We start from the raw sequence: 17,948 nt of genomic DNA on the forward strand, positions 1-17,948 counted from the left end.
CTGAACTCAGCGGAAAGGCGGGGCCGGTCTATCTGCGTGACCGCCGGTCCCGCCACGCCCCGGTGGACCACAGCGCCCACAGCACAAGTACGGGCTGGAAGAACAGGCGGATGAGGCGGGCGCGGTCACTGTTCAGTCCAAAGGCGTCCACACCGTCAACGTACTGGGCGATGTTGCCGGGAAAAATTGCAATGAAGAACGCCGCGACAATCCAGCCGGTCAGCACCCGCCACCGCGGAAGGACAACCAGCGCGGCACCGAGGCACAGTTCGACGACGCCCGAGGCAACCACGACGACGTCGGTATTGACGGGCAGCCAGGCAGGCACCTGTGCGGCGAACTCGGCACGGGCAACGGTCAGGTGAGCGGTACCGGCGAGCAGGAGGAAGGCGCCCAACACCACGCGTGCGGCGGTTCGGAGGAAGGACGTGGGCGGGAGGGAATCGGAATCGGCCATCCGGCGTAGCCTAGCAGCGGTGACTGTGCCGGGTGAGCACCCGCTGTCCTCGGAGAAATCTCCGGGACCTTGTTTCCGGAACAATCACTCACAGGTCTGGTCTTCGCCCGCATCGATCGGGGTGAGCAGCTTCATTCCCTGCAGGGTTGACGCCTTATCGTCGAAGGTGGCTGTGTATTCGCATCCCCGCTCTTGACTATTGAGAGCTATCAGGGCATCTTGCTGAGCGGGCAGGCATCTCGCCCACCACTTTGCTGTCCATCGAGAAGGGCTCGCCCAAAGCCGCCATCGGAACGGTGTTTGAGGTCGCGGGCCTACTCGGCATTCCGTTGATCGGCGCCTCGGATCCTGGGGCCCGTCAATTGTTGGAGGAGCGGCTCGCCATCCTCCCTCAACGCGTATCCCAGCAGAAGAAGAATTTTGACGATGACTTCTAAAGTCTATGTCTGGGTATGGCTCCCCGAGGCCACAGAACCGATCTGATTCTGGCCAAGCATTACGGACATATTGGCAGGCTGGTGCAGGGACTAAGCAGGGCGCGGACCGGTTGGGCCGCGCCCTGCTTAGTATTGCCGAAGCATCAGTTGAAGACCGGCTCCCCCTCCCGGGTGAGCTTCCAGTTCTCCACAAAAAAGTCCGAGGGGTCGATGGTGCCCCGCGCAATCAGGTAGTCGATAAGTAACTGGCGGATCTCCGTAGTCTGATTCACCAGCACCGGAGCCGTGGCAATGTGCGGGAAGTTTCCGCCACCGGACTGCCGGTAGTTGTTTGTTGCCACAGCGAAGCGCTGGGCCGGGTCGATCAGTGCGTTGCTGTAGCTCAGGTTTGTGATGCGCTCACCCACCGGCTTGCTGATGTCAATGTCGTAGGCGACGCCGGACATCATGTCGTAGTTGTAGTCAGGCGTGCCTGCGGCGTTGGTCAGAGTCGCAGGATCAACCGGGGCGCCGGGCGCGGTCTGGTTGAAGTAGGTTGCCGAGTACTCCAGGTAGTCCTTGATCTGCGCGCCGGTCATCTCGACGCCGAAGAGCGTATTCGGGAAGACATACAGACCGGCCATGTCCCGAATGGTCACGGGGCCTTCCGGTATGACGGCGGCCCGGTTGAACGGCGCAACGATGGACAGGACCGGCAGATCGGCGTTCGGTGTGCCCTCCAGCGCCTGCTCCACGGCATCGGCCTGCACCTTGTTGACGAAGTCCATGACAGCGGTGTCGCGGTAACGCGACTCCGCTGCGGACATGGTCTCGGTAGCGCTGCCGATCGCGGTGTTCACGTAGTCGATCACGCTCTGGTGCTGGTCGGCGACCAGGGCGGAGATCTCCGGATCAGCGGGAACCGTGTTGGCGTTGAGCAGCTCCGAGTTGGCGGAGGTGACATCCCACTGTCCGCGGACCTTGGTCAGTTCAAAGTCCATGACGGACAGGCGCTGGCCCCAGTTCTTAGGCTCGGTGAGGAGCACCTGCTCGCCGGTCGCCTTATTGGTGACGAAGCGCTCGGGGATTTCGCGGTGCTCGTGGCCGGCGAGGATGGCATCGATACCGGGAACCTCCTCGGCGAGCAGGGTCGAGGCGTTCTCGACAGGCAGGTCGCCGCCGTAGGACGAGGTGCCCGACGGGCCGGAGTGAGAACTGACGACGACGACGTCGGCACCCGCCGCTTTCATCTCGGGAACGTACTTCTGGGCCTGCTCCACCATGTCCAGGAAGCGGAGTTCGCCCTCCACGTTGTTCTTGTCCCAGATAGCGCTGCCCGGCGTGGTGAGCCCGAGGATGCCAACCTTGATGGGCTTCTGGCCCTTGAGCTTGACTGTTTCGATGACGTAGGGGGTGAAGGCGTCCTCCCCCGTATCCCAGTCCTTCACGTTTCCGCCGAGGAGCGGGAAGTCCAACTGGCCTTCAAACGCGTCCAGCAGCGGCAGCCCGTAGTTGAATTCATGGTTGCCCACCGTGGTGGCGTCATAGTCCAGGGCGTTCATGGCGGCGGCCATCGGGTGTATCTCGCCGGTCTGGTCCACTGGCTCCACGTTGGCGAAGTAGTCGGTCAGCGCGGTGCCCTGAATGGTGTCCCCGTTGTCGATGAGGAGGGTTGACTCCTCTCCTCGATCAGCACGGACCTGCTTGACCAGGCTGGAGATCTTGGCGAGCCCAACATCGTTGGAGGCGGCGTCGTCGTACTCTGCGTTGGTGAAGTAATCCCAGTTCTCAATGTAACCGTGGAGGTCGCTGGTACCCATGACCGTGATGGTGGCCGTCTGATCCTTGGGGCCCGGTGTTCCGCCCGGTGCGGCGGTTGCTGCTGGCGCAACGCCGAGTGCTGCGACGCAGCTGACGGCGATCGCCGTGATGGCACGGCGGTGTCCCCTGATGAAAGTTTGTGACACGTGAAATCATCTCCCTGTAGTGATGCGGTGAGGACAGGCTACCCGTGACCGGTGACACTTTGGTGACGGCGACCCTGTTGCGGGGTTAACCAAGTCCCGCCAGGGAGCGCCCGCACCGCCGTCGTTGTAGATTACGCACATGCGCAACTGGCCGTGGGTGCTCCTGTTTCACGCACTTTTCCTGCAGCTCGCCGCCTACATTGTGCGACCGGCAGCCGCATACCGCGCCTTGGAATTGGGACTGGAGCCGGCGTTTCTGGGACTGATTGCGGCGAGCTTCGCTATTGTGCCGTTGTTCGTCGCCGTACTTGTGGGCAGGGCTACTGATGCGGGCAGGGAGCCCGTTGTCCTAGCCATCGGCGCTGTACTGATGGTCGCCGCCGGGATGGGCCTGTTCCTCTGGTCTTCGTCACTCGGATTGCTACTCTTCTGGAACGTGGTCCTCGGCCTGGGCCACCTGATGGGCGTGATTGGCCAGCAGAGCAGGGTGGCGCGGGGCAATCCAACCAAATTGGACTCCGCCTTTGGCCTCTATACCTTCGCCGGATCAGCCGGACAAGCGCTGGGACCGTTGTTCATCATTGCGTTTGGCGGCGACCAGATTGTGCCGGACACCCGGGCGCTCTTCGGAGCCTGCACCGTTTCCAGCGTGCTGATGCTCATCCTCACCGCCGTTCTGATCCGCCGCACGTCCGGCGATGGCCCGGCCGGGCCTGCACGGCCCGCCAGCCTCAAGCAAGCTATCGCGGGCACGGGACCGGAGGCGCGCCGCCAGTTGATGGGCGCCATGCTGGTGAGCATGATGGTCCTCGGCGCGGTGGACCTCATTGCCGTCTACCTTCCCGCCCTGGGTGTGGAGCGCGGGATTCCTGCTGCCGCCGTCGGGCTCCTGCTGACCGTGCGTGCTGTGACCACGATGGCCTCCAGGCTCTTTCTCGGCTCCATGGTCGCCAGGTTTGGGCGTGCGGAACTGATTGTCGCGTCCACGGCGTTGTCCGCGCTGAACGTGGGGTTGCTGGCCCTGCCGCTGCCTGTGCCGGCGATGGGTGCAGTACTGGCACTGGCCGGCGTCGCACTGGGCATTGGGCAACCACTCACCATGACAGTAATTTCGCTGGCCTCGCCTCCCGGCACCCGCGGAACCTGGCTGGCCCTGCGGCTAAGTGCCAACCGGTTTGGACAATCGGCCATCCCTGCCGGGGTGGGACTGGTAGCCGCTGCTGCCGGTGTGGGGGGCGTTTTCGCTGCGACGGCGGGCGGACTCGCACTGGTTGCTGCCGGATTTTGGCGGCAATTACGACGACGGCGGGGTTGAGACGCCCGCTTTCCCCACCGCGCGTTCGGTGCCGGTGTGAATCATTGTTCCCGAATCGATGCCCCATACGGTGTACAACGCGTTGGCCGGGCTGGTAGAACTAAGGCACCCGTGGAGTCAGGCATAACGCAAAGAACAGGGATGAATTCAATGACGATTTCAGGATCCAAAAGGTCACGGCAACCCCGATTAATGCGGTGGGGAGTGCCCTTGGCAGCTTCTCTGCTGGTGCTGACCGGCTGCGGCGGTGATTCCGGCGAAGGGGGCGGTTCGGCGGAGGAATACCCCAGCCAGGCCATCGAGATTATGGCTCCGGCCGATCCCGGCGGTGGATATGATCAGACCGCCCGTTCCATTGGGCGCTCCCTTGACGAGGGTGGGGTGGTCGAGACCGGCGCTGAGGTCTACAACGTGCCGGGTGCATCGGGAACGGCGGGGCTGACCCAGTTTGTTGGTGAGAATGCAGGGGATCCGCACCAGCTCATGGTGATCGGGAAGATTCTGGTCGGTGCAATTGAGCAGACCGATTCACAGGTCAATCTGGGAAACACCACCCCCATTGCGCGGCTGACAGCGGAGTATGACGCCATTGTGGTGCCGGCGGATTCCGAGTACGAGACGCTGGAGCAGCTCATGGATGCCTTTGAAGCTGACCCGGGCGGCGTTGCCTGGGGCGGCGGTTCAGTGGGTGGCGTTGATCAGATCCTTGTGGCGCAACTGGCGGACGCAGTGGGAATAGACCCGGCGGACATCAACTACATTCCATACTCCGGCGGCGGCGAGCTGACGCCGGCCATTTTGTCCGGCGACGTGACCGCTGCGGCATCAGGGCTCGCTGAATTCCAGGACCAGATCGACGCCGGCGAGATGCGACTTCTTGCGGTGTCCAGTGAGGAACCCATTGAAGGCGTAGACGCGCCCACCATCATTGAATCCGGGTATGAGGTCTCCATTGCCAACTGGCGAGGCCTTGTGGCTCCGCCGGAGATTTCCGACGAACAGCGCGATGCCGTGGTGGCGATGGTCGAGGAGATGCATGACACACCTGAATGGCAGGAGACCCTGGAGAGCAACAACTGGGACGACTTCCTGCTCACCGGCGAGGAGTTCAGCGCTTACATTGAGACGGAAACTGAAGACATTACCCAGACGCTGACGGACCTGGGAATCGTTGGGTGATGCCCAGTCCAGATTCCGGGCCTTCCGGGCTTCCTGACGGTTCGCCCGCTGAGTCACACGATGATTCGTCAGCTGGATCGGGGCATGCTTCGCCCGCGGTGATCAAGCCTGGGGCGGGGAAACTTGGGATTAAAATTGCCGCCGTCGTTATTTTGCTGGGTGCAGCGGTGGTGCTCTTCGACGCCGTCCGGGTCTCGATCAATGGCGGCTTTGGGCCGCAGCAGCCCGGCTTCTTTCCGATGATCGTGGGAATCGGGTTGGTGGGCTTCGGACTGGCCTTCCTGGTCCGGGCCACGCTGAAACCTGATCAGGCACTGTTTGAACAGGCGGCCGCAGAGCACACGGACACCCATTGGCGGACGCTGTGGACCGTGGTTGTTGCGCTGGTCATTTACGCAGCGCTGCTGGATCCGCTGGGCTACATCATTGCCACAACCGTGTTCTTTGTGGGGATCGCCTGGGTGGCGGGGAGCCGCAGGCTGATCCGGGATGTGATTATCGCGGTGCTGTTTTCCGCCGGCGTCTACTTTGGTTTTACGGAACTGCTGGGCGTGCGGCTGCCTGGCGGGCTACTCGAAACGGTGCTCTGATCCATGGACGTCTTCGCTGACCTGCTGGGCGGCTTCGCCAATGCGCTGGAACCGCAGTATCTGTTGTACGCGGCAATCGGCGTCACGATCGGCACCCTCGTGGGGGTGCTTCCTGGGATTGGGCCGGCGCTGGCTCTGGCCCTGCTGCTGCCGCTGACCTACGGTTTCGATCCCACCGGTGCGCTGATCATCTTCGCCGGTATCTACTACGGTTCCCTGTACGGCGGGGCGATCACGTCCATCCTGCTCAATACACCGGGCGAAGCCGGGTCCGTGGCGACAGCTATCGACGGCTATCCGATGGCGAAGGCCGGCCGTGCCGGGCCCGCGCTGGCCACCGCCGTCATGGGATCCTTCACCGCGGGCATCATTTCCACTCTGGGGCTGACCTTCCTGGCACCGTTGGTGGCCAATCTGGCCAAGAGTTTCCAGGCCACTGACTACTTTGCGTTGATGGTGCTGGCGTTTGTCAGTGTCACGGCACTGGTGGGCACCTCGATTATCCGCGGCATGGTGAGCCTCTTCGCAGGACTGTTTGTGGGCCTGGTGGGACTGGACTTTTTGACCGGGCAACAGCGCTTCACGTTCGGCTCGGCGCAGTTGCTGGGCGGGATTGACATCATCATTGTGGTGATCGGTCTCTTCGCAATAGGTGAGGCTTTGTATGGGTTGGCGCGGCTGCAGTACGCCAAGGAACAAGCGGTGGAGTTTTCCGGCCGGATCTGGCTGAATAAGGCGGAGCGGAAACGGGTCTGGAAACCGTGGATCCGCGGCGGATTCCTGGGCTTCTTCTTCGGATCCATGCCAACCGGTGGCTCCGAGGTTCCCACCTTCCTGAGTTACAACCTGGAGAAGCGGCTGTCCAAGCACAAGGAGGAGTTCGGCAAGGGCGCCATCGAGGGTGTGGCAGGGCCGGAGGCCGCAAACAATGCGTCTTTCTCCGGAGTACTGGTGCCGCTGCTCACCCTCGGCATTCCGACGTCCGCTACTGCTGCGATCATTCTGAGCGCCTTCCAGATCTACAACATCCAGCCCGGGCCGCAACTGTTTGAGAATTCGCCGGATCTGGTGTGGACACTGATTGCCAGCCTGTTCATCGGCAACATCATGCTGCTGGTGATCAACCTTCCGCTGGTGAAGGTGTGGATCAAAATTCTTTCCATCCCCAAAACGCTGCTGTATACGGGCATTCTGGTGTTCGGCATCCTGGGCGTCTACAGCCTCTCCGGCAGCATCACGGACATGATGATTGTGTGCGCGATAGGCGTTGCCGGCTTCTTCATGCGCGTGTACGACTTCCCGGTTGCACCCGCCGTCCTGGGCGCTATTCTTGGTCCGATGATGGAAACCCAGCTACGGCGTGCGCTCTCGATCAGCCAGAATGACTTTTCGGTTTTCTTCACGCGACCGCTGACGGTGGGGCTGCTGGTTGTGGCTCTCGCGGTGCTGGTGCTCCCGGCTGTGCTGCCGAAGCTGCTGCGCAAGGCAAAGCGGGCTGAACCGGCGGGGTGATGCGAGCGTCCAGGGGCCGAGCACCTCATCAACGCGGTGCAGGCTGTGCGGCCATCCGGCGAAGCTTAGCTGTATTGACCCAGCAGCGGGGTCTTGTCGGATGAGCAATCATTGCCCGGGAGGCCGTCGTGCCCGCTTGGCAAACGCGTCGACGGCGGCCAGCGCAGGCCGTGCCTCGTACCGGCGATTGCGTCGGCCCTCACCGCTGGGATGAAGTATTGCGTCACGGACCAACCGATCGATGCCGAGCTGAGCGTTCTGCGTGGTCACCCCCAGCTCCGATGCAACCGAGTTGGCGTCAATCACCGGCTGCTTCAGTAGGTATTCGATCGTGCGCCAGCCAGCGGAACCACGGCGTGCTGAAGTGGTTGCTCCGGCCCAGCTACGAAAGGCTTCCAGATCAACGATCAGCGCTCGGCCATTGGCCAATGCTGAAACGAACGCCCAGGAGAAAACATCGACTATCGGGGCGACGTTGCCTTTGCGGTAGGCAGTCAACGCGTCGAAGTAGCCAGCGGTGTTCTGGAGAAGTCCCGCGGAAACTGGAATGGTGACGTTCCGAGTGATGCCCAATCGGTGCAGCATCGAGTGAACTATTGCGCGTCCGGTTCGCCCGTTGCCGTCTGGGAATGGGTGAATCGTCTCGAACTGGGCGTGAGCAACGGCAATCTGCGGAAGTATGGGCATGTCGGCTCGGCCGGCGAACGATACGAAGTCGTTCATGAGTTGTGGGATGCGGTGGTGATGGGGTGGCACAAACGACGCGGGGTGAGGGCTGTTGGACATTCCGCCGCCAACCCAAACCTGCTGCTCGCGCCACTTGCCCGTGTACTCGGGATGGGTGTCTCCGAGAAGGGCATTCTGCATGGCGAGGACGGCTTCGCAGTCCAGTTTTACGGATAGCGCTATGGCAGCTTCCATTGCCCGGGTATTGGCGACGATGAGTCTGGCGTTGTGGCCAGCCTTGACGCCGAGTTCGGCCAGGGCGATGCTTTTCGGTTGGGCAGTTAGATGCTCAATCTCCGAACTTGATGCGCTCCCGCTGCGAAGAAGCATCGCAGCAAACGGGGCTGTCAGGCGACGTTAATCGGATAACCAATGGTAAGGAACAGGATTTTCTGCATATGGCGCACTCCGCAAGCCAGGTCACTTTCTTGGGGGCGGGATTCCAAACACTAATTTCTAAAGCCTTGTCGAACCCCGTCTTACACGGCAGCGACGCCGTCACCATCCGCCGCGCGTCGGAGTATGTCCCTTTCGTGCGTCGTCGGGCATTGTCATTTCGGCCCGTAGGCCGAGGAGGCGGATTGGACGGCCCGCTTCAATTCCGGCTGCGAGGCCCAAGGCACGCGCGAGGATCACGTCCCGGTCGAATGTTTCGGGAATTTTCTTTGCGTGGGTCTTGGTGAAGAACGGCGCGTACCGAACCTTGAGGGTCAGCCCAACCACGGGCCGTCCTTCGGCCACAACATCCTCCAGGACACGCGCTGTCAGCTCCCTCACGGCGTCGTCCACCTGGGCAGGCTCGGTCAGGTCGCGCTGAAAGGTGGTCTCCCGGCTATGCCCGCGGGCAACCCACGGGGTGTCGTCCACAACGCTGGCGCCGTCCCCGCGTCCGAGCTCCGCGTACCAGGGACCCATCTTGGGCCCGAACTCCGGGACCAGGTCTTGGGGGTCGGATCCGGCGAGCTCGGCGACGGTGTTGATGCCGAGTTTGGCGAGCCGGCCGGACACCTTGGTTCCGACGCCCCACAGGTCCTTGGTGGGCCGGCTGCCCATGACGTCGAGCCAGTTTCCGGCAGTGAGACGGAAGACGCCGGCTGGCTTGCCGAAACCGGTGGCAACCTTGGCTCGGACCAGGGTGTCGCCGATGCCCACGCTGCAATGCAGCTGCGTTCGCTCCAGGACAGCGGCCTGCACCTGTTGGGCGTAGGCTTCCGGATTCTCTGTCTCAATGCCTACAAAGGCCTCATCCCAACCCAGCACCTGCACGGTGGCGCCGGGCTGCACGCGCAGGGCAGCCATCACCGCTTCAGACGCCGCGAGGTAAGCCTCCTGATCGACCGGCAGGATCACAGCGTCGGGCACTTTCCGGGCGGCAATGCGTAAGGGCATTCCGGAACCCACGCCAAACGCCCTGGCTTCGTAGGATGCGGTCGACACCACAGCTCGTTCGGTGGGGTCGCCCCGACCGCCGACAATGATCGGCTTGCCAGCAAGCTCCGGCCGCCGGAGCACTTCGACTGCCGCGATGAACTGGTCGAGATCGACGTGCAGCACCCACCGGATTCCGCTCACGCCACCAGTCTGCCCTAAACATCCCTGGCAAGCACCGGATCTCCACCCGAGCTTGACCGCGGAGCCTGCGGCCTCCTGACCGGCTCACCCATTGCAGCCTGCTTCGCATGTCAGGCTTCTCGTAACCTCAGTGTGTCGAAACACATGGGATTCGAGACACAGAGGTTTCGAGACACCGAGTCGTATAAGAAGAAGGAACCGGCCGTCCGCAGGCGGATTGCTGGCAACGGATCCTCCACCTGCGGCCTCTCGGCAGTAGTTGGCTTCGATGAGTCATCGCGACTTCATTCTGAAGGACTGATCGGTTCCGATGCGGATCCAGTACTGCTCGTCCTAACCTCATGCCGTCTCGCCCGTATTCGCAGGACGGCAAGTACGACCCAAACTGCTGTTATCCCTGAACCTGCGACAACGAAGAATATGTTGATGCCCGTCCAGCCCTCCTCCTCTAGCCGCAACAGAGGTGGGAGGATCAAACAAACCCCCACGATGATTCCTATCCAAATCTGGAACGGGTGTGGGTAACGCCTACTCGGTAAATGCGGCATGCCCCTAGCTTGCCCCTTGGAGGGGTCTAAGCAGAAGGATGCTCAAGTGGAATTATCCGGTCCTGGTCCGGCAGCGATCCTTCACCGCACCCCATGGGAAGTGCGCGGTGAAGGATCGACTCCTAGTGGGTGAGCGTCGTGAGAGTGTCGGTGGATTCGGTTGCGCGTCGGAAATGGGTGCTCGTTATCGCGTCAGCGTGGATGCCCACTGGCAGCCATCGGACGAGGCCCAGGTCTGTGGCTTGTTCAAGCACTGCCTGTGCTGTGTCCCTGTGGAGCGAGCAGTGTCCGCGGGGATTTATTCGCCTTGACAGCAATATGTCGTAGGACCCGGGTGAACTAGGACGAGCGGCAACAAAATGTTCAGCTTTTGCGCCGCTAACGATCACGCCGATGCGATGCTCAGCCCATGGTTCTTTTGGTAGAGACTCGATGCTGGCCATGCGTATAGCTTTCCTCCACGCCAAGCGCATTCGACGAGGACTGATGCCGGATGAGGTGGAGGGTGGGTCAAGCGGCAGGAAGGAGACTGCTTCTGGGTGAATGAGCGCGGAAACGTATTCGATGGCAGTGTCGCAGAGGTCGGCCGCACCGGCTGCCATTCGGATGACCTTGAACCTTGAGGTGGCGCGCCGCCGCCCATCACCTCGCTGGTGGCGGCCCATCAGTAATCTCCCGGCTGCTGCGGGCCCCGCCGCCGGTATCGTTTCCGCCAATCTGTGAGGAAGTTCCCGGATAGAGCGGCTTGAGCCTCGTTCAATGCGTGGTCGTATGCTGATGCATCGAACGCGAACTGGCTCGCATTGGGGATTAGTGCGTCCGCCGTGGTGGCCTCGTCCTCATCGATCCAGCCGAATCGTTGCCACGTTACGGTGTCTTCGGTGCGGCTGATTTCTACTGCGAGAATCCCGTCCGATATGTCGAAGCAAGCGGGGCAACACAGCAGCTCGGCCGTCACTGGCTCGTGGCCTGGTCGGGGTCCTCGCAACTGGTCTATTTGTTGCTTTGCTTCGCGAGGTGAAGACCGGGAGAGTTGGGTGACGAAGTCCAGTGTCGGTATTTCGTGCTCCCACTCGGGCTGTTCCCAGTCCCGCACCCAGGAACGCACGGGCCGGCCGTCGATGACGATGTCCAACCGGTTACTCTCTCTTTGTTGATACCGACGCGTCTCGCGCCCAAAAGTCACCTCGACTAACTCCGGGTCCTGAGTCCGCAGCGACAGGATATTCCGAGAGCTCATTACTGCATCCTAAAGCTGCGCCGACTAAGTAAGGGCGAACCCACCGATCCCTCAGCGCGGGGGCCGGTTGAGGCTCTTTTCGTCCGTGTCCTTCTCATGCAGCTCGCGGAGCTGTGGAAGGTTAGAGCGGTGAACACCGCGCAGGAAGAAAATGACGGGAAGCTGAGCTTCCGCCAAACGATCGAGGACGCCGAACTCGAACCGGAAACGCTGTATAACGCAGCCAATGACCTCCGGCGGATCTCAAAAGCGGAAGCGATCGAGCTGCTCTATCAGCTGGCGATTGACGCAGGTGTTACCGACGCTCTACTAAATTACGGTTCCTTCCTGTGGGGCGAAGGCAAGCTCAAGCAGGCCATTCCTCTTCTCGAGCAGGCCTACGAGTCCGACGACCCGCATGCTGCCCTGACACTCGGACAGATTTACTTTGAACTCAACGATGCAAAGACAGCCATCACCTGGTTCGAACGAGCAGGTGATCATCCATACGTGCCGGTGCGCCTGTCCCGCGCGTACCGTACCCTCGGAGCCGAGAACACCGCACTGAGAATCCTGCTGGAGGCAAAAGAGAAGAACCCTGAAGCTGCCGTCGAGCTCGTACTGAGTGGAGAGCTGGAGGTTGACGAGTCGATTGAACTCCTCGAACGCCACTTGGGCGAGGGCCGCATCGACGTGCTCATCCCGCTATCGAACCTTTATGGGACAAAGGGCCGTGCCGCCGACGAAATCGAACTGCTCCGTCGAGCCGTCGCCGCCGGCGAACCGAACGCACTGCACAATCTCGGGCTAACGCTTTGGCAGGCAGGACACCGCCAGGCGGCCGGCCGCCATCATTCGACCCGGCCATCTACAAAGACCGCAACACCGTCGAACGCGGCTTCAACCGGCTCAAACACTGGCGCGGCATCGCCACCCGCTTCGACAAATATGCCACCACATTCCTCGGCGGCCTCCTACTCACCGCAACACTGACATTCCACCGAGTACACAATTAACAGACACGCCCTAAACGCCGACAAGAACCGGCATGTTTTCCAGCCCGTGCCCGCTAACCTTTCTCCCACCTGGAAGCATCAAAGCGGTACCGGAGGTATGAATCACCCTGGGAAACCCCGCGGAGGCCAGGGCAAATCAGTGCGTAGTTGAGGGCATTGGGGGCAGTCCCTTGTGTTTATGTGTCCAGTGATTGCTCAAGCCGCTTCGCTGCGGGACATCTAGAGGTGCCAAGTCAGGCCGTGGTTGCTGGCGATGGCGAGGACGCCGTACAGCATGATGGGGTAGTACGGGGGTTTAACTTATAGCGGCGTCGGCGTAGTGCCTGCCGCCCCGGATGAGTAGGCGATCAGGCAAGAAGTAGTGGCCGGATATTCCTGCAGTCAGCGTAGGTACTGCAACGTTCGTGGATAGGTCTCGGGGTCCATCGAGTCGCGCCTGTGCAACGATCCGCTTCCACTTAGGAGGCCAAATCGCCGATAACATCCCACTACGTCGGCCGGTGGATTTGTCCCCGTCGGTAGTGGTCGACGATGAGTAGATTTGACGATGAGTAGATTTACTGTCGCTTTATAGGGGAAACAGGGTAGATTGGTAGCTGTCAACAGGGAGCCAACAGATCATGAGTATCGCAACCACTACAGGAACAGCACACGCCCGGACAGCCAGACTCGGGATCCGTGAGATTGTCCGACGCTTGAATGCCGCCCTTGGTGCAACCCTCGTCGCCGCACTAGCTGGTAGCAAAGACCGCAAGATCAGCTACAAGTGGGCACAGCAAGACGGCCCCACCCCTAACCCATCCGCGGTGAAACGCCTTCAGTTCGCCTACGCCCAATGGATCCTTGTTTCCGAAGCAGAAGGTGAACATGTGGCACGTATGTGGTTCATCGGGGCTAACCCCTGGCTCGACCACGATTCACCCATCGATTCCATCCGCGGCGATAAGTACCGTGAAACGGCAACTGCAGCCGCCGCGATGGTCGACGACGGGTTCATCGGTTAATGCGGACCTGCGCTAAAACCGGTCTCGCCCTGGTGGACGGACCGGTCCCGGCGTCGCCGGTCCTGCTGCTGGAGGGGACGAGCTACGACCAGGACGGGCGGCCCGTCGAAGTGTTCTCGACCTGGCATCATCCCGATCATGTGGTGTTCGATATCGGCGTCGTGAAGGATCCCGGCACGCCACCGAGTACCGGCCATCGAGGGAACGACGGCGGCCCGGGCGGACTGTTTCGATCGACAACGCCCGCGCCACCCGGGGAAGCACCCGGATCTGCGGCCAGCCGCGCACGCCAGCTGGGAGCCGAGCTACTGCGCCTGGCTGACGACCTATCAAGCACCAACGGCCGATAACGCCGATTACTACGAGGAGACACATTGACACACGAACTGCGCACCTACACCGCTGCCCCGGGCAAGATGGACGCCCTGATTGAGCGGTTCCGTGAATCCACCATTGACCTCTTCACCGAGCACGGCATGACGAGCCTCGGTTACTGGACGCCGGTCGGCACGCCGGACGTCCTGATCTACCTCCTCAAGCACGAGGGGGATCCGAAGGCGAACTGGAAAGCCTTCGGCGCCGATCAGCGGTGGATTGACGCGAAATCGGCATCCGAAGCGGACGGGGTCCTGACGGCGAAGATCGAGTCTTTACTGCTCGAAGCGACCGACCTCCACCCCACCGCGGAGGCGAAATAACCACCACTGCTTGGCCCGTCGCTCACTCCTAGTCCCTCGGCGGGCTCCTGATTCCATGGAGGATGTGGTCCACGATCCGGCAAGGTCGGCTCCAGTGCGCCATGTCGGTTCGGGCGGTCGACCCGTTTCCGACGTGGCGGAATGCCCGTTGATACGACCGAGACCCGGGCGGGACAAATCCAGGCAGGATCTCAGGTTGCATACAAAATGCACCAAAATGGCCGCGATACCCTTGACGCGCCGGTCCACTTCTGAGAAGTTGTATACGTTACTTGTTCGATGAGTGGCACTTTTGATTCCCCACCATTCTGGAGGCTACGCCGTGACAGCTCCCCATGCTGCTCCTCCCGCCGACGGTCCTCTCGCCGGGCTCCGCGTGGTCGAGATGGGGCAACTCCTGGCAGGCCCGTTCTGTGGGCAGATGCTCGGAGACCTGGGCGCCGACGTCGTGAAGATCGAGGACCCGAAGAAGGGCGATCCGCTGCGACAGTGGGGCCGTCAACTTCCGCAGGGGCAGTCGCTGTGGTGGACGATCGTGGGCCGAAACAAGCGCTCGGTGACCCTCAACCTGCGGGAGCCCGAAGCCCAGGACCTGGCGCGGCAGATCATCGCCACCGCTGACATCGTCATTGAGAACTTTCGGCCCGGCACCATGGAACGGTGGGGCCTCGGATACGACGTCTTGCAGGAGCACAACCCCGGGCTGATCATGGTCCGGGTCTCCGGGTTCGGGCAGGATGGGCCGTACTCGCAGCGCGCCGGCTACGGCGCGATCGGTGAGGCGATGGGCGGGCTCCGCTATGTGGTGGGGGATCCCTCCACGCCGCCGTCGCGCGTCGGCATTTCGATCGGTGACACCCTGGCCGCCCTCTTCGCCGCCATCGGCGCCCTGGCCGCAATCCGTGAACGGGAGGTCAGCGGCCGCGGGCAGATCGTGGACTCCGCAATCTATGAGGCGGTGCTCGGGGTGATGGAATCCCTCGTCCCCGAGTGGCAGATCTCCGGTTACCAGCGTGAGCGCACGGGAGCCATTCTGCCCAACGTCGCCCCCAGTAACGTGTACCCCACCAAGGACGGCAAGTGGATCCTTATCGCGGCCAACCAGGACACCGTCTTCTCCCGGCTCGCGAAAGCCATCGGCCGGCCTGACCTTGCCGAGGACCCGCGGTACGCCACGCACGGCGCTCGCGGCGAGCGGCAGGCTGAGCTCGACGGAATCATTGCGGACTACACCTCGGCCTACGACGCCGAGGACCTCGAGTCCGCCCTTGAAGAGTCAGGGGTGCCCTCCGGGAAGATCTTCCGACCCGTCGATATGCTCGCCGACCCGCAGTACCAGGCCCGGGAGTCGATCACCAGTGTCGACCACCCCGTACTCGGCCCGGTCGCCATGCAGAATGTCTTTCCAAGATTGAGCCGCACCACCGGGACCGTGCGATGGCCGGGCCCGGAGCTGGGACAGCATACGGAGGAGGTCCTCGCGGAGATCGGCGTCGACCCCGCCGCTCTGGCGGCCTTGCGTGGGCGGAATGTCACATGAGCATCCCCCAGCTTCCATCCGCCATCCGGCTCGTGGAGGTAGGCCTGCGCGACGGACTGCAGTCGGTGCCGGAAACGCTGCCCACCGGGAACAAGGTCGAGCTCATCCACATGCTCATCGAGGCAGGGGTGCGGGAGATTGAAGCGGTCTCCTTCGCCCACCCGAAAGTCCTCCCCCAACTGGCCGACGCGGCCGACGTCATGGCAGATGTGCCGCGCGTCCCCGGAGTCCGGTACCGCGGACTGGCACCGAATTTCCGCGGCGCCGAGCGTGCAGTGGACTGCGGCCTCGACGAGCTCGTCATCGTCGTTTCAGCTGATGAGGAAGTGAGCCTCCGCAACCAGGGGCTCACGGTCGACGAGATCCTCGCGGATCTTGCCCGAATCGGTGCGCTCGCCCAGGCTTCGGATCTACGGCTTGTCGTCGCTGTTGCCTGCGCGTTCTTCGCTCCGGCGCGTGGACCGGTGACCGGGGCGGAACGCCTCCGGGTCGTCGACGCAGCCGTGGACGCGGGCGCCGCCGGCATCTACCTGGCGGCAACCTCCGGAGAGGAGCATCCCGGAGAGATGTACGACGGCGTCTCCGAGGTACGCCGTCTCCACCCGCACCTCGATGTCGGGGCGCACCTGCACAACCGCAACGGATTCGCGCCGGCGAACGCACTGGCGTGCATGATGGCCGGCGTTACGTGGCTTGAGGGATCATTCGCAGGTCTGGGCGGCGACCTCTGGTTTCCGGGTGACCCTTCAGTACTCGGCAATGCCGCCCTAGAGGACATCATCCACCTGTGCGATGGGCTCGGCATCGACACTGGCATCGACCTCACGAAGTACATGGCAGTGTCGGAACGCATCGTCGAACTCACCGGACGGCCGTCGGCGTCGTTCGTTTCCCGCGGCGGAACACGGAACGACCTCGCCGCCGCCCGTTGGCCCACGACCGCCTGACCGCGACTCCGGAAAGAGGGATACGGTAAACGCCATGGAGACTCACCCCCCGCTTCCCCGCGACCGCGAGCTGGACGAAGGTACATACGCCCAGGTGCGGGCCCTCATCACTTCCGGCGAACTCGCCGCGGGGTCCTGGCTTCGGGAAAAGACATTGGCTGAACGGATCGGCGTCAGCCGCACCCCGATCCGGGAGGCGCTCAACCGGCTCTCCGCCGAAGGCATGGTGGAGATCAGCCGCAACAAGGGCGCACAGGTGGTGTCGTTCACGCCCGACGACGTCGCGGGGCTCTACGACGTCCGTGCAGGCTTCGAACCGCATGCGGCCTTGCTGGCGGTACCTCGATTGACGGATCAGGACGTGGACCGCCTCGCCGAATTGGCTGCTGCCATGGAGGAAGCGGTCCGATCCGGCCAACTGGACTCCCTGAGCGCACTCAACAGCGCGTTCCACGGCCTTTTTGTCGATCGATGTGGCAACCGGCACTTCGCGACAGCGCTCCAGACCCTCATGCGACCGGCCGTCGTAGCCCATACCTTTCGGAAGTACAGCCCCGAAGCACTGAACCGGAGCATGCTCCACCACGCCGAACTTGTTGCCGCCGCCCGTGCAAGGGACGGCGAGTGGGCCGAAGCGATCATGCGCACCCACATTCTTGCGGCACGCAACGCTGCGGGAGCGCGTCATGACCGACATTGATCCCGTCCATGTCGGCCGTGACGCGATATTCGCCGACATCAGTGAACTCACCGGCATGCCGTTTCCGAACCTGCTGTACAGGCGGCTCGGCGAGGACCCACGCCGCCTCCGAGACTGCTGGGAGCGTGTTCGGCCCGGGCTGGCCCGAATCGGGCCCCGAGCGCTACGACGCCTGATGTTCGATGACAGCAACCTCGCCGGCACAGGCACGTCCGCCGACTCGAGGTCGGACGTCGGCGGACTCATCGCGCCTCCTGTGCCCGGAAGCTCGCCCATCGACGCCGAGCAGGCCGCAACGCTCCGGCGGCTCCTCAGTGTTTACGATTCCGGGAACTCCTGCAATGCCGTCGTGGTCGCCCTGCTCCTGGAGGGCGCGTCCGGCGACTCGTCCTCCCCGCTGCTGTCCACGGCGGAGCTCCCGGAGGGTGGCTCACCGACGGGAATAGATGCGGCTCAGCTTCCGCCGATGCTCGAGGTGAAGGACATGGACACCGTGGCGAGGGAGTCGGTGCTCCGGCTGGCCCGGTTGATCGAACCGGGAG

Annotated in this window: 16 protein-coding genes and 3 pseudogenes; 14 read left to right on the forward strand and 5 right to left on the reverse strand. The window is 62.7% G+C overall.

The window, feature by feature from the left end:
• Window positions 1-28 precede the first annotated feature (28 nt).
• Window positions 29-457, reverse strand: coding sequence for a DoxX family protein (locus Y708_RS0103690; RefSeq protein WP_028278888.1), 429 nt, complete (start codon window positions 455-457; stop codon window positions 29-31).
• A gap of 230 nt (window positions 458-687) precedes the next feature.
• Here Y708_RS0103690 and Y708_RS22605 point away from each other — a divergent pair.
• Window positions 688-894: pseudogene (locus Y708_RS22605) on the forward strand (hypothetical protein); the annotation flags it as partial.
• Between the two features lie 143 nt (window positions 895-1,037).
• Here the strand turns inward: Y708_RS22605 and Y708_RS22610 are convergent.
• Window positions 1,038-2,840: a bifunctional metallophosphatase/5'-nucleotidase gene (locus Y708_RS22610; protein ID WP_051478548.1), complete on the reverse strand. Its 1,803-nt coding sequence runs from the start codon at window positions 2,838-2,840 to the stop codon at window positions 1,038-1,040.
• 139 nt (window positions 2,841-2,979) lie between these two features.
• On the opposite strand from Y708_RS22610, the gene Y708_RS0103705 reads away from it, so the two are divergent.
• The 4 genes from Y708_RS0103705 to Y708_RS0103720 all read left to right on the forward strand — a co-directional run bounded on the left by Y708_RS0103705 (window position 2,980) and on the right by Y708_RS0103720 (window position 7,436).
• Complete coding sequence (locus Y708_RS0103705; RefSeq protein ID WP_028278889.1) at window positions 2,980-4,155, forward strand: MFS transporter; 1,176 nt, start codon at window positions 2,980-2,982, stop codon at window positions 4,153-4,155.
• Between the two features lie 210 nt (window positions 4,156-4,365).
• Window positions 4,366-5,334 (forward strand): Bug family tripartite tricarboxylate transporter substrate binding protein, encoded by a 969-nt coding sequence (locus Y708_RS0103710; RefSeq protein ID WP_216699722.1) that lies wholly within the window; start codon window positions 4,366-4,368, stop codon window positions 5,332-5,334.
• Window positions 5,334-5,924, forward strand: a complete 591-nt coding sequence (locus Y708_RS0103715; RefSeq protein WP_051478550.1) for a tripartite tricarboxylate transporter TctB family protein — start codon at window positions 5,334-5,336, stop codon at window positions 5,922-5,924. The genes Y708_RS0103710 and Y708_RS0103715 overlap by 1 nt, the downstream gene beginning before the upstream one ends.
• A 3-nt stretch (window positions 5,925-5,927) precedes the next feature.
• On the forward strand, window positions 5,928-7,436 hold the full coding sequence (locus Y708_RS0103720; RefSeq protein WP_028278892.1) for a tripartite tricarboxylate transporter permease: 1,509 nt from the start codon (window positions 5,928-5,930) through the stop codon (window positions 7,434-7,436).
• A gap of 108 nt (window positions 7,437-7,544) precedes the next feature.
• Here the strand turns inward: Y708_RS0103720 and Y708_RS22615 are convergent, their stop codons facing one another.
• From Y708_RS22615 to Y708_RS0103735, 3 genes are all read right to left on the reverse strand, one after another.
• On the reverse strand, window positions 7,545-8,492 hold the full coding sequence (locus Y708_RS22615) for a Fic family protein (protein ID WP_081746454.1): 948 nt from the start codon (window positions 8,490-8,492) through the stop codon (window positions 7,545-7,547).
• A gap of 168 nt (window positions 8,493-8,660) precedes the next feature.
• Complete coding sequence (locus Y708_RS0103730; RefSeq protein WP_028278893.1) at window positions 8,661-9,716, reverse strand: DNA polymerase IV; 1,056 nt, start codon at window positions 9,714-9,716, stop codon at window positions 8,661-8,663.
• A 1,230-nt stretch (window positions 9,717-10,946) separates the two neighbouring features.
• Window positions 10,947-11,522 (reverse strand): hypothetical protein, encoded by a 576-nt coding sequence (locus Y708_RS0103735; RefSeq protein ID WP_028278894.1) that lies wholly within the window; start codon window positions 11,520-11,522, stop codon window positions 10,947-10,949.
• A 96-nt stretch (window positions 11,523-11,618) separates the two neighbouring features.
• Here Y708_RS0103735 and Y708_RS30755 point away from each other — a divergent pair.
• The 9 genes and pseudogenes from Y708_RS30755 to Y708_RS29560 all read left to right on the forward strand — a co-directional run.
• Window positions 11,619-11,984, forward strand: a pseudogene (locus Y708_RS30755) (tetratricopeptide repeat protein); the annotation flags it as partial.
• 353 nt (window positions 11,985-12,337) lie between these two features.
• Window positions 12,338-12,517, forward strand: a pseudogene (locus Y708_RS31460) (IS5/IS1182 family transposase); the annotation flags it as partial.
• A 620-nt stretch (window positions 12,518-13,137) separates the two neighbouring features.
• Complete coding sequence (locus tag Y708_RS0103745; protein ID WP_028278896.1) at window positions 13,138-13,521, forward strand: hypothetical protein; 384 nt, start codon at window positions 13,138-13,140, stop codon at window positions 13,519-13,521.
• Window positions 13,521-13,871: a UTRA domain-containing protein gene (locus Y708_RS0103750; protein ID WP_028278897.1), complete on the forward strand. Its 351-nt coding sequence runs from the start codon at window positions 13,521-13,523 to the stop codon at window positions 13,869-13,871. Before Y708_RS0103745 ends, Y708_RS0103750 begins: the two co-directional genes overlap by 1 nt.
• A 24-nt stretch (window positions 13,872-13,895) precedes the next feature.
• Window positions 13,896-14,219, forward strand: coding sequence for an NIPSNAP family protein (locus tag Y708_RS22620; protein WP_051478554.1), 324 nt, complete (start codon window positions 13,896-13,898; stop codon window positions 14,217-14,219).
• Window positions 14,220-14,541: 322 nt separating this feature from the next.
• Complete coding sequence (locus tag Y708_RS0103760; RefSeq protein ID WP_028278898.1) at window positions 14,542-15,759, forward strand: CaiB/BaiF CoA transferase family protein; 1,218 nt, start codon at window positions 14,542-14,544, stop codon at window positions 15,757-15,759.
• Window positions 15,756-16,706: a beta/alpha barrel domain-containing protein gene (locus Y708_RS22625; RefSeq protein ID WP_035775159.1), complete on the forward strand. Its 951-nt coding sequence runs from the start codon at window positions 15,756-15,758 to the stop codon at window positions 16,704-16,706. Before Y708_RS0103760 ends, Y708_RS22625 begins: the two co-directional genes overlap by 4 nt.
• Before the next feature lie 34 nt (window positions 16,707-16,740).
• Complete coding sequence (locus tag Y708_RS0103770; RefSeq protein ID WP_051478556.1) at window positions 16,741-17,406, forward strand: GntR family transcriptional regulator; 666 nt, start codon at window positions 16,741-16,743, stop codon at window positions 17,404-17,406.
• Window positions 17,393-17,948: hypothetical protein (locus Y708_RS29560; protein ID WP_035775161.1), on the forward strand; the 556-nt coding region annotated here is incomplete at its 3' end. The genes Y708_RS0103770 and Y708_RS29560, both read left to right, overlap by 14 nt.

The sequence above is a fragment of the Arthrobacter sp. H5 genome (assembly GCF_000520595.1).
Lineage (GTDB): Bacteria > Actinomycetota > Actinomycetes > Actinomycetales > Micrococcaceae > Arthrobacter_D.